The sequence below is a fragment of the Janthinobacterium sp. genome (assembly GCF_009923995.1).
Lineage (GTDB): Bacteria > Pseudomonadota > Gammaproteobacteria > Burkholderiales > Burkholderiaceae_D > Janthinobacterium.
Genome location: NZ_RFSK01000053.1, coordinates 26,977 through 40,696, shown reverse-complemented (window position 1 = coordinate 40,696; position 13,720 = coordinate 26,977). Strand labels below are relative to the sequence as shown.

1 protein-coding gene is annotated in these 13,720 nt (G+C 69.0%); it reads right to left on the bottom strand.

Going from position 1 to position 13,720, the window contains the following annotated elements; genetic code table 11:
- Positions 1 to 52: 52 nt before the first annotated feature.
- The gene (locus EBS11_RS21835) at positions 53 to 13,720 is read right to left on the bottom strand and encodes a filamentous haemagglutinin family protein (protein WP_290606328.1); all 13,668 of its coding nucleotides are present in this window, start codon (positions 13,718 to 13,720) and stop codon (positions 53 to 55) included.

Sequence of the window (13,720 nt, the reverse complement as noted above, 5' to 3'; positions counted from 1 at the left end):
GTCGCCGCGCGCGGCGACTGCCGAATGTCATCAAATGTTCATAAAACTCCGCTCAAGGCTGCAAACCGCGCCGCTCGTTCGGCGTGAGCGCCTGCAGCTGCGGCGCCGTCAACGGCCCCGCGCCCAGCACCTGCACCACGCCGGCCGGCTGGTAGCTGGACGCCTGCGGCTCGCCGCCCGTGTGCTTGCCCAGGCCGCCCTCGTCCGCCTGCTCGTTGCCAAAGCCCAGCACCTTCACGGTGAACAGCGACGGCTGCGCCTGGCGCGTGGCGGCCCGTTCGCGCTGCAGCACGTCCTGCGCCGCCGTCACGGCCTGCGTGGCGGCCGCGCTGGCGTTGCTGAGCGCCCCCACGTTCACCGAGGCGATCACGGGCATACCCGTGGACTTGCCCTGCACCTGGATGTTTTCCGCGTTCACCACCTGCAAGGCCGCCAGGTTGACGTTGCCCGACACGCGGATGCCCGCCTCGCCCGCGTCGATGGTGCCCAGCGGGGCGATCAGGTCGATGTCGCCGGGCGGCACCTCCGGGATCGGGTTCAGGGTGGCGATGCCGGCGCCCGTGCTTGGCGTACTCGGCGACAGGCTGACCAGGCCGATGCTGTCGTAGAGGCGGCGCTGCGGCGTGTAGACGACGGTGGACTTGGTGCCGCGGCCCGCATTGATGTCGCCCGTGGCCGACCAGGCCAGGATGTTGCCGCCGAAGGTGGTGAAGATGCGGCTCTGGCCCAGCAGGATGCTGTCTTTCGCATACATCTGGATCTCGCCCGCCCCCTGCGTCAGCACGCCCGAGCCTTCGCCCGGCGCATAGCCGCCATCGACGCCGATCAGCGCGCGCCCGCCCGGCACCATGATGCCGATGTCGCCGCCGAAATCCGTGTGGATGCCGGCATCGTTGACGATCACGTGCGGCACGTTGACGGCCGGACGGCCCGCCTCGGCCCACTCCTGCGGACTCAGGTAGCGCACGCCCGCGACCGGCCGCTTGGTATAGATGCCTGCGTAGTCGTTGACCGTGTACAGCGCGCTGCTGAACATCGTCAGGTCGCCCTTGTACTCGATCTTCTTGCCCGCCTTGTCCTGGGAGGGGAACAGGGTGGCGATGGCTTCGCGGCCGCGCAGGTAGCTGCCGCGGCGCATGCCGTCCGGATCGTTGTATTCGCGCCCGGCCGCCTTCAGTTCGGCAAAGTAGACATTGCTCAGGTACACCTGCTGCTGTTCCTTCGGCAAGGCGGCAAAGAAGCTGCGCGCATCGGTGGCCGGGTCGTAGCGGATGCCCAGGCCGCTGTCGCCGCCGAAGCGCGTCGTCAGCCAGTTCACCAGGTGCAACTGGCTGACCAGCGCGTATTCGCGCGCCAGGTCGCGCCGCACGCCGCCCGTTTGCGCGCCGGCCTTTTCCAGTTCCGCCTGTTTCGTGCCGAGGAAGGCGGAAGCGCCCGCCTCGTCGCCGCCGTAGCCGAACTGGCCGCGCAGCCAGTCGGCCAGGGTCAGCTTGCCGCCGTAGACGTACACGGCGCTGCCGGCCTGGTCGGCCAGCGGGCGGCCCGGGTCGGCCAGCTTGGCCGGGTCCAGGTAACGCGCCGCGAAGGCCGCATAGTCGGGGCCATTGCGGCCCACGCCGGCGGCCACGCTGATGCCGGCGCCGTTGCCGCGCTCGCCGGAACCGGTGCCGACGATAGAACCGAGACTGCGCAATTCCGCCTTGTCGGCCATGTACAGGTCGCGCCCGGCGCTCACGTCCAGCTGGCCGGGACCCGCCACATAGAAGGTGCTGTAGCGGATATCGCGCCCGGCGCTGACGACGGAGACGTCATCGGCACGGCGGTGCACGAACAGATTGCCGCGCGCCGACGAGCTGCCGGTGACGACCGGCTTGTCTGGATAGTCCGGCCGGCCGACAAAGCCCTGGCTGGTCCATCCGGCCGCGCCGTCCGGCACGTCTTCGACGCTGCCGAGCGGCGTGCCCGAATTGACGATGTCGCGCCCGGCGCGCACGGCCACGGCGCCGCCGCCCTCGTACCACACGCCCAGCGGACCCACGTCTCCCCTCAGCGTGGCCCGGTACACGATGCCGCCCGTGCGCAGGCCGACGATGTCGCCGCTGTTGGCATAGAAATGCGCAGGCAGCTGGCCCACGGGCACATAGTCCGACACCGTCGGTGCCGTCATGCTGAACAGCGGATAGGTCTGTGCCTCCACGCCGGCACCATTAGCATTCCCCGCAAACGACTTCAGCGGCGAAGGCGCCAGCGCGTTCGTGCTGACGTTATGCAAGGGCAGCAGGCCGAACCAGACCTTGTCCAGCGCCCCGACGAAGCCCGGATTGAACGGGTTCGGCAAGAGGCGCGGATCAGCGCCCGATGGCGTGATGGGATAGCCGGCCGCATGGATGGAATCGGCGGCCAGCATTTCCAGCTGGCCCGTGCCCGTCTTGACGAATTGCGGCGCCACCGGCGACGGCGCCAGGATCACGCCGTTTTGCGGCATGTCGACCTTGCCGCCCTCGCCCAACCTGCCCAGGCTGGCATTGCCGTAATACAAGCTGCCGCTGGCAGCCACGGCGCGCAGCACGGACGGCATGACGAATCGTCCGTCCGAGGGCGCATGGTTGTCGCCCGTCGCCGATCGGATCCAGGCGGACGTCGGCGTCAGGTTGCCGCCGGCGCTGAACAGGTCGATGGCGGTGGCCGGCGTCCACAGCGAGAACCAGCTCCAGCCCTCGCCGGCGCGCTCGACGCCCTGGTAGTTGAACGGCGAGCCATTGCCCAGCTGCTTCACGCGGCCCGCATCGGCCGTGCCGCCCAGCACCAGGTCGCCACGCGCATCGATGCGCACGCCGCTGTCGCCCGGCACCAGGATCGGTCCGCCACTGGCAATCGCCGTGCCCGCCGTATAGGTTTCATACGGCCGCGATTCCTTCGGATCGGCGCGGTCGAAACGCAGCTCGACGCCGCCCACGGCGCCCGCCTCCATGCGCAGCGCGCCGCGCAGGTTCGTGAAGGTGCTGTTGAGCGTGAGAGACTGGCGCTCGTAGCGCGTATCGACATTCTGGGCATCGCTGTTGCGGTCGAAACTGCGCACCTCGGCAACAGGGTTGAGCCCGCCGCCGATGCGGATGTCGAGGTCGCCGCCGCCCGTCAGCAGCAGCTTGCCGTCCGGCGTCACCCTGCCCGTGCTGCCCACGGCCACGTTCAGGCCCTGGCTGCGCGGTGCGTACTCGCCGCCCGGATCGGTGCGCGAGGTCAGCATGCCGGCATCGCCGCCCGCCTGCAGCAGCACATTGCCGCCGCCCAGGGTGCCGATGCCCGTAAAGCCCGACACGGCCGGCTGGCCGGCAAACAGCTCGCTGCCGTCGGGACGCGCGACATAGGTGCCGAAATTGATCCACCATGCCGTCGGCACGCCCGCGCCCGTGCTGCCGCTGCCCTGGCGCCACAGCCAGGTGCCGATGTCGCTGGTATCCTGCTGCCGGCTCAGGGCGCCGATGGCGTCCTCGCGGCGCTGCGTGGCGGTGCCCACGGTGTCGCCCTTGACGTCGCCCTGGGCGCGCAGCAGCAGGTTGCCGCCGTGCTCAGGATACCAGGCGCGGTACAGGCTCTCGCTGCCCCCATCGACGAAACGCGTCAGCTGGTTGTCCAGGGCGCCGAGCAACTGGCCCTTGGCACTGACGCCGCGGGGCAGGTTGAACAGATCCTTGCCATCGACCAGCGGCGAAGCCGACTGCGTGCCCGCCGTGTAGACGCCGTACAGCGAACGCATGTCGAAATCGCCGGCGGCCAGCAGGTCGAGGTCGCCCGTGCCCGTACGCAGCACGCTGAACAGGGGCTGGCGCGCCGGCGCAATCACGTCCACGTATTCGGGCGGTGTGCCATCGGCAACCTTGACCACGATTGCGCCATATTCATTGAAGCCAAGCAGCACTTCTTCGCTGCCAAAGTCATCCAGGTTGATCGGCGTGCCCGGTTCCTGGCCAAACAGGCCGGCATCGTCGCCCCAGATGTATTGTCCGGGCAAGCCGGTGCCTGGAACCAATTCGCGGGCAGGGACCATGCCGTAATGCGTATCGGCCAGCATCAGATGGGCGTCCTTCGCATGCGGCCGCAGCGCACGCGTGTCGGCCGCGGCCGTATCGGCGCCGCCCACCAGGCGCAGTGACCACGCTTGCGAACCCTGGGCCAGCATGGGCGCCAGCGCCAGGTTGCGGCCCTGGCTGCCGCTGCCATCCTCGCTGCGCAGCGCCACCATGGTCGCGTCGCCAGGCAGCTTGACCACGGTGCCGGCGGGCAGCACGCTGCCCTTGTCCAGCGCCAGCGCGGTGGCCAGCACCACGCCGTTGACGGGATTCCATCCATCGCCCACATCCCACGGCTTGCCTTCCGGGAAGGGCAAGGCCACATTCGCGGGCCACACCATGGCCGCCACCCTGGCCGCGCCAGGCAGGCGCAGGCCGGGATCGAGCTGCATGCCGCTCGATAAGGTCAGCGCCTTCTGCAAGACCGTGCCGGCCGCGTACAGCACGCTGCCATCGGCGTTGCGCACGGCGCCGCCCAGCACGCTACCGGCCGGCAAGTTCAGCTCCGCCGTCAAGGTGGCGCGCACCGCCAGCAAAGTGCCGCCGCGCAATTGCATCGCCTTCATCGGCACGGCGAAATTGAGGCTCGTGCCCGATTTGAAATACGTGTCTTCGGCCAGGGTCACCAGGCCCCCTTGCGGCACGACGACATCGCCGCCCCACGGCAAACGGCCCTTCACCAGTTGCCAGCCCTGGTCGTCCGACGTGACGGGCAAGGTGCGCGTATCGAAACCATCCGTGATGCTGCCGAAGACGCTGAGCTTGCCACCGGCGCGCACGACCAGCGCGCCCGCCTCGCCCGAGCCGTACACGCCGCTCAGGCGCGCCAGCGGATTGACGCCGTCGTAGCGGTGGCCGGACAGGTCGATGTCGCCATCGATATACAGGTCGCCGCCCGGCGTGGCACTGACGATTTCGACGCCGGGGCGCAGGTGGAAGGCGTTCGCATCGCCGCGCAAGCCGCGCAGTTTGTTGTTCATCAAGTTGCCGTTCGCCAGCGCATTGACCATGAAGGCCTGGCTGTCCGCATGCTTCCCGTCCAGGTAAGCCTGGGTAATGCTCTGGTAGTTGCGGCCGTCCGCATCCTTGTCGTTACCCGCCGGGGCATCCTTGTATTGCCAGAAGGCGTTGACGTTGATGTTGCGCGCGCCCGCGATGTTCAAGGCGCCGGCCGCATCGATATCGATATCGTCGCCCGTGGCGCCGCCCAGGCGGCGCGCGTTCAGGTCGATGCTGCCGTAATTGCCGCCCTTGTCTCCGCTGCGCAGGTCGAGCCGCGCGCCGTTTTCCAGGGTCAGGCGTCCGCCAGGCGACGCCAGTTCGATCACGGCGCGGTTCGGCGCCTCGATCACTTGCCCGTAGCTGTCCGTGCGCAGCACCGTGCCATGCGCGTCGAGTACGGCGCCAGACTTGATGGTGACGCCGTCGCGGCCGGCCAGGCGGATGCTGCCCACCTGTTCGCCGCTGGCGTCGATGCGGCCGTTCACCGTCAGCGCGCCGCCATCGACGGACACGCTCACTTCGCGCGCCTTGACCTCGTCGCCGATGGCCAGGTCGCCCTGCTTGAGCTGGAAGCTGCGGCTGCCGAACACCTTGCCCGTGTTCAAGCGCTGGTTCAGGCCGGCGAAGTCGCCGATCCGCTGGGCGCGGATTTCCGCGCCGCCGGCCGCATAGGCTACCTGGGTGCCGCCCGCGTCATAGCTGCCGCTGGCGCCGCCCAGCAGGCTGCCGCGCAAGTCGGCCGTGCCGGCCGCCTCGCCCGTGGCGATCACGCTCAGCTTGCCGGCGCGGTTGTTCACGGCCGACAGGTCGATCACGGAAGCGGCCGCCTGGCGCACATCGCCCTCGCGGCTGTCGAGGATCACGTCGCCGCCCCAGCTGTACTTGCTGGTGTCGTAGAAATCGATCTTGCGTCCCGCCAGGTCCAGCTTGGCCTTGTCGCCCAGCAGCACATCGCGCTCGGCCGACAGGGCCAATTTTCCGCTTGGCAAAACCACCGACGTATCCACGCTGACATTGTTGCCGCTCAGCGCCACTTCGGCGCCCAGGGCGCCGGCCAGCGCCGCATTCGTCGGCGTGGCGGCGGCCGCACCTGCCGGCGCGCTCACCGTCAGGTTGCCGCCCGCCGTGATGCGGTTGACGGAACCGGCCGCGCCCGTCAGCAGGGGCGTGTTGATCACGACGTCGCCACCGCTGTAGCGGTAGCCATTGATGGCCGTATCCCACGCGCCCTGCGACTGGTAGACGGACAGGCTGCCCTTGTTGTTGGCGGTGACTTGCTCGCTGGCATTAAGCGCCACCTGGCCGAAGCCCAGTATCAAGCGGTCCAGATTGTGGATGGTGTCGGGACGGCTGTCCGGCGTAAAGCCGAACTCGATGCGCTTGGCATCGACCTGCAGGCGGCCGCTGCCGGTGCCGGGGCCATCGGCAACCACGGCGCCGGGTGCGTTCGTCGCGCCTTGCCACACCAGGGTGTCCGTGTGGATGCGCGCCAGCGCGTCGGCGCCGCCATAGCCATAGATGGCGGGCGTATTGAGCACCAGGCGCGACAGCGACGACTTGCCCGTGGCCGCATCGATGGTCGACAACTGCGTCGAGTCATAGAAATTGAAGGAATTGCGCGCCGTCAAGCCCAGGCTTTCCAGTGCCGGTGCGCCCGTGCTGGTATCGCCGCGCAGCAGGCGGTCGAGCACGCCCTGGTTCAGCGCCAGGCCATCCGGCAAGGCACCGCGGGCGCTGGCGTCCGCCAGCGCGGCTTCGCTGCCGATATTGATCGCGCCCATCGCCAGCTGCAGGTTGCGCGTACCGTAGCGCACGTTGTCGCGCAGGGTAAACGCGCGCTCCGTCACGGCCGCGATGGTGCCCTCGGAGTACAGCGCGGTGCTGCCGCCGCAGGCGCCGCCCGCCTTCCTGCAGGCGCCGATATCGATGATGCCGGGGCCATACGATTCGGACGGCGGCACTGCGGCCGGCAGCATGTCCAGCCAGCCGTTCGAGACGGCCAGCACGCTGCCCATCGGCTGGTACACATAGCCGTCGCGCGAGTCCCAGGCCGCCTTGCCGCGGCCCAGCGTATTGATGCCGGAACCCTGCTCGAGGATGATGCCGTCGTCTTTTTTCGACGTCACCAGGAACACTTCGGCCGCCTTCAGTACGGCGCCGTCGCGCAGCACGATGCCGCCCGCCGACTCATTGATGGCGGCGATGTTGGCGCGCTGGTTGCTGCCCGTGGCGAAATCGCTGTAGGTGACGCGCGGCAAGCCGCCGATGCCCACGCGCTGGGCGCCGAAGGCATTGATTTGCGAGGCGTGCACGGACACGCCATCGAAGTCCGCCAGCGGCGCCGTGCCGTCGGCCAGCACTTCGTAGCGGGTCGACGCATGCGACCCCGTCCCCAGCAGCAGGGAACCGCCAAAGCCGCCCTCGGCAGGCGTGTACAGGGCGCTGCCATCCATCATCAATGGCGTGTGGTTATTCTCGACGCCGTGCAGGGACGGGGCGATCAGCTGCAGTCGCAAGGCCTTGGCGTCGCGTTCGAGCATGGCGCGCGGCACGCCGTCGCGCGTGGCTTGCGCCATGGCAAAGGCCGCATAGCCTGTTTCATTGTATTGCGAATAGCTGCGCAGCACGTCGGCCGGGGTCAGGATGGCCTGGCCGGGCACGGCGTCGCGGATGGCCGTGCCGGCGATGCCCGTCTGCGCCGCCGTGGCATACGAGCCATTGCGCATGGCCACCGTGCCGCCCGCCTCGACGGCGCCGGCCAGGCCATTCAATTCCACACGGAAAGCGCCAGGCAGCAAGGCGAAATTCGATGGCAGCAAGGTGTAGGTACCGGCCGCCAGGCCGGGTACGCCCGCGCCGATGGTGATCTGGCGTCCCACGGCAGGCATGCCCGCGCCCTGCTCGGCCGTCAAAGGTGCCACGTCCGGCTGGACGCCGGGAATGATGGCGTACACGGGGTTGGTATTCAGGCCGGGCAAGGTGAAGCCGCCATTCGGCTTCATCTGCACCAGCGGATTGAGGCGCGCATCGGTGGAGCCGCCCCGTCCTGCCAGGAAGGCCGCGCCCGTCAAGGTGCCGCCGCCCGACAGGTCGAGCACGGCGCCGGCTTGCACGTCGACTGCGGCGCCCGTCAAGGCGATCTCGGGGCCGTTGCCCACGCCCTTGAACACGACGTCGTTGCCGTCATACAGGTAGCTGAGGCCATCGAGCGTGCCGCCGTACGGCATCGTCAAGCCTTTCGCGCTGACGGAAGTCAGGCTGCCCGGCAACAGGTTGACACGGTCCGTATAGGCTTCATAGCCTTCGGCGCCCAGGGTGATCTGGCCCAGCGGCGCGCGCAGCACGCCGCGCTGGTTGATGGTGGGCGCAACCAGGTTCAGGCTGCCAAAGACGGAAAACGGCTGGTTCGGCGTGGCGCTGCCGGCGCTGCGCTCGATATTGAGCGTGCGCAAGGGATCGAGCGTGACGCGCACGATGCCGTATTCGTCGACCCGGCTGCTCTGGCCCACGGTGACCGTGCCGCTGTCGCCCGTGGCCGGGTAGATCTGCGCGGCCACCAGGGTGGCATTGCCCGGCTGGTACAGGGCGGCGTTGTTCGACATGCGCAAGTCGCCACGGCTGTTGAGGGTCAGCTGTTCGAAGGCATCGCGTTCCACGGCCAGCGGCTTGCCGCTGCTTTGCACGATCTCGCCCCGCGTGCCCATGTTGACCTCGCCCGCGAGATCGAGCATGCCCGCATCGATCTGCAGCAGGGAGCCGTCGGCCACCAGCGGCACGCCCAGCATGCCGCGTCCCTTGCCCGAGTTTTTCGACCCTTTCACGGCATTGGGCACGATGAAATTGTCCTTCTGCGCGCGTGCGGCCGTTCCCAGGCGCACATACGGCGCCGCCAGGTGCACCTGGCTGGCCAGGCTTGGCCGCTTTTCCTGGCCGTCCTTTTCCTGGCCATCCATATCCGGCTGCTGCGGCGGCTGCGCCAGGCCCAGCGACGTGGCGCTCAGGCGCAGGCTCTGGCCCAGCGCCAGGTTGACGTCGCCATCCACGCTGAGCATGCCGTTCACGTGCATGGCCAGGTTATCGAAGCCGCCGGCCTGCACGCGGTCGGCGCCCAGGCGTGCACTGCCGTAGCGCAAGGCTTCATCCTGCTGGCCGGCGCGCAAATCGGCCGGCAGCACGCTGTCGCCCTGCACTTGCGCCAGCACGAATTCACGCGGCACCCGCACCGCATTGTCGACGCCCGCGCCTTCCAGCGTCTGGCGGTCCACCTGGCCATAGTTGGGCGTGTCCAGCGCCAGCGCCAGGGTGCCGCCGGCCGCCCCCGCGCCACCGGCCGCCGCGCGCATGGTGCCATCGGCAAAGATGCCGTTGTAGGAACTGAGCGAAATCAAGCCGCCGCTGCCGGCCACGTTGACGGCGCCCTGGTTCGGCAAGTCCAGCGTGGCTGCCGCGCCGCTGGCGTCGAGCAGTGCGCCCGGGCGCACGACGACAAAGGCATCGGCCGCATCGACGCTGGCGGCGTCGGCCTTGTAGCGGGCGCCGATTTCGATGCTGCCCCCCTTGTCGGCGCGGCCATAGCGGCCGCCGCGCATGTCGGTGGCGACGGTGGCGCGGCCCGCGACGTCGAGCACGGCGTGTTCGCCGATCCAGATCGACGTGGCCTGTCCCTTGCCGTTCGGCACATCCACATCGTTGCCCGTGCCAAACGTGCCCGGCAGCACGGCGATCTTGCCGCCCCAGGCCTCGAGGCGGCCATCGATGCTGACCTGGCCATTGCCCGTCAAGCTGATCTGGCGGCCCGGATCGACCGTCACGACGGCGCCCTCGGCCACCGCCAGGCCGCCCTTCACGTACGGGCTGCCCGCCGTCAGCGTCAGGTCGGCGCCGGCGCGCTGCGTCAGGCGGCCCTTGCGCGCATCTTCCTGGTACAGCGGCGGCGTCCACACTTCCAGCGCGGCCCCTGGATCCGTGCCGCCCGCCACCGTGTGGCCGGTGGCGGGGTTGAAGCGCAGCACGGGCATCCGCACGTCGATCTGCGCATTCTTGGCCACCACGACGCCGTCGCGGCCCGTGACGGCGTAGTCGGCAAAGCCGCTCTGGAACAGGCTGGCGTCCAGCGCCAGCATGGGCTGCACGGCAACGTCGCGCCCCAGCGCGACACCGGTCGGCAGCAGCTGGCCACGGGGCGCGGCCAGCGCTTCGGCAGCGATGCTGCCAGCCGCATACCGCGTCGTCATCGGCTGGATGGGCAAGCCGTTCGGAAAGGCCGCCGCCGAAACCACGAAGCCCGCATTCAAACCGTTAATCGACGTCAACACGCTGCCGGCGGGAACGATGGCGCCGCTGCCCAGATAGATCGCACCATTGACGACGACCTGCGCGCCCTGCGGCACCACCATGCTGGCCCCCAGGACCAGCGGTTTCTGCGCCGACACATCCACCGTCACGGCTTGGCTCAGGGTCTGGCCCGGCTTGATCAGGCTGGTGCTGAGCGCGAAATCGAAGGGGATCTTCTCGCCCTTGGCGATCAGGAATTCGTCGACGAGGCGCAAGCCGACGGGGGCGCTGCTTCCCGCAGGCAACACGTCGCCGTCGAGCAGCTTGCCGCCGATGCTCACGGCCGTGCCGCTATCGATCGTCAGACGGCCGCCGCCCTTCACGCCATGGCCGCGCAGCTCGCCGTCGAGCTTGAGCAAGGCGCCCGTCGGCGCTTTTTCGCGCGGCAGATCGACGGCCAGGGTGATGTCGCCGCCGCGGCCGCCCTGCAGGCTGCCAGTGCTCATCAGCGCGGCGCCGGACGAGACGTCGATGACGCTGCCGCCGGCCAGCTCGATGCCGCCGGAGCTCCTCAGGCTGACCTTGCCACCATTGATATACGGCAAACCGGCGCTGGCGCCCGGGTCCAGTTCCAGGTTGCTCCACAGGCCGCGCGCATCGAGACGCACGCCGGGCGCCACGCGCACGCTGGCCGCGCCCGCGGGACGCCCTTCCGGCGACACGGGCAGGTCCGCCCACACGGCGCCCCCGGTGGCAAGGTAGCGCGAAATCATGTTGCCGGCGGCAATGCTGCCGCTGCGCGCACTCACGTTCGCCTTGATCGCCACGTCGGTGGCGTGCAGGGCGATGTCGCCGCCATCGGCCACGCGCACGTCGGCATTGACGTCGAGCTTGTCGTAGGCGTAGATGTTCAGTGCGCCCAATTCCAGGCCATTGAGCCAATCCGCATCGAGCTGCAAGGTGTTGCTGCGCGCGGCCGGCAAGGCCGCAGTGAGCAGCTGGCCATCGGCGATGGAGGCCACCTTGCCGATCTCGACCTTTTCCAGCACGGCTTGCGGGCTGTCGCGCAACTGGCCCGTCTTCGGATCGAAGACGGGCGTCATTTTGCCGACGATCAATTGACCGGCGCGCGCCGCCGACGTCTGCGCCTGCTTGTAGCTGTCCACGCCGTCGTCGCGCTTGCGCTGCTGGCGTTCGCCCTGGAACACGGACGTGTCGATGTCGCCTTCCAGCACGGCCGCGCCCGTGGAAACGATCAGGCGGCCCGCATCGCGGCCCACCGTGTAGCCGTTTTCCAGGCGGTCGCGGGGACCGATCAAGGCATTGGCAAAGGTTTCCGTCGTGTTCGCGCCCCAGCGCGCATGCGTGCTTTCATAGCCGCGGTACAGGCCCGTGTACAGATTGTCGCCAGGGGCCGTGCTGAGCTTGTACATCGCGCCATCGGCGCCCTTCAGCCACGTCTGCTTGACCATGCCCGTCTGGACGTCCAGCGAACCGCCGGCGATGTTGATGCGCGAACCGGCCTGCGTCACCACTTCGCCGCCGCCAAAGCCGACGGTGCCGCCCTGGGCCGCCCATTCGCCGATGCCGTGGCCGCTGGTATTGAGGTAGCCGCTCACTTCCAGCAAGCCGCCCGCCGTGTACCAGCGGTCCGTGGCATAGCCGTTGGTGCCAGCCGGCACCAGCACCAGGTCGCGGCGGTCGACCCACACATCGCTGTTGTTCAGGTACTTGGCGTCGCGGCTGCCCGGCGCGTCGCGCTGCTCGTTGCCCTGCACATTGATCAGCACATTGTTGCTGCTCATGTCGACCTTCACGCCGACGGCGCCGGAGACGTCGATGGCGGCGCCGCGCGCCACGTGGCTGCGGCGGGCCGCATCGGCCAGCACCTGGCCGCCCGTGGCCAGGGTCAGCGAATCGCCCTCGAACTCGATGTTGCCAGCGGACACGATGCGCACCAGCGACTGGTCGCGCCGGTCCTGCGGCGTGTCCGTGCCCTTGCCCGTGTCTTTCAGCAGGGTATCGCGCTGCACGTCCAGCGCCGTGGCGCCATTGTCCTCGATGAGGATGGCGCTGACGCTGCCGCGCGCCAGGGTGACGCCGGCGTTCTCGTCCGCCGCCGTCAGGTGGATCGTGCCGCGGCCATTGACGGTCGTGCTCGACAACAGCACGCCATCCTGGCGCACGCTATTGCCGCTGAGCGTGATGTCGCCCGTCGCCGCCTGGATCAGGCCGCTGTTGACGACGCTGCCGGCGCTGCTGCCGGCCACGCGCAGCATCCCGACTTCATTGCCGCGCGTGCTCGAATATTGGTTCTTATCCGTGCCCATGCCCTGGCGCACGACGATGGCATCGCCGGCCGCCAGCATCGTCTGGCCGTTCGGCGTGGTGATGGCGCCCGCATTCTCGACGCTGCGGCCGGCCAGCAACACGTAGCCGCCGCCCTCGGTGACCGTCTGCGGCTTGCGCGTGTCGATGCGCGCGCCGGCGGCGACGACGACGTCCGCCTCGGCCGCGCCATGCGTGTAGGTGTTCTGCCCCAGCAGCAAGTCATTCGCGAAGGTCGGCACGGCGCCCGTGCCCTGCGCCTTGCCGTACAGGCCGCTCTTGAACTGGCTGTCGCTCATGCCCATGGCGGCGGCGGCCAGGTTGCGCGTATCGACCTGGCTGCTGCCCGTAAACACGATGCCGTTGCGGTTGACGATCATCACCGTGCCGTCGGCCTTGATCTGTCCCTGGATCTGGCTGGGGCGCGCCAGCGGATCATTCACGCGGTTCAACACGGCCCAGTTCGATTTCTGGTCGAATTGCAAGGTGGTGTTCTTGCCGACGTTAAAGCTTTCCCAGTTCAGGATCGCCTTGTCATCCGTCTGCACGACCTTCACGACAGTCTTGCCGTCGGCCTGGGTCTGCACGGGCGCCTGGGCGTTGAGCCAGCCCGCCGTCAGGCTGTTGCTGTCGACCTGCAAACCGCCCTTGACGAGGCCGTCCGGTGCGCCGCCGGCGGCCAGCGCCGCCTGGCGCGCGGCCGCCTGTACCGCTTGCTCGGCGGCGATGCCGCGCGCGGCCTGCAAGAGGTTGTTCAGCGATTGCTGCAGCTTGCCTTCGGCCTTTTGCTGCTGCAGCAAGGGATTGTTCAGCGAGGTGGCCGGCTGGCCATTCGGCAAGCGTCCCGTGGCGGCGGCCGTGCCCTGCTGCGCCCCCTTGCCCGCGAACCAGGCGCCGCTGAACGGCTGCTGCGCCTGCGTACCGCCCGCCTGCAGCAGCATGGCGATGGCCAGCGCCAGCGGTTTCAGGCGCACCGGGCGACCGGTCCGATTGCCCGCCATGGCGGAGGAGGATGCGTGTTTCGTGACCGACTTGCTTCGCTGCAT

Bases quoted from the DNA above. Each gene is read 5' to 3' on its own strand.
- EBS11_RS21835 (WP_290606328.1), bottom strand. From the start codon at position 13,720: ATGCAGCGAAGCAAGTCGGTCACGAAACACGCATCCTCCTCCGCCATG.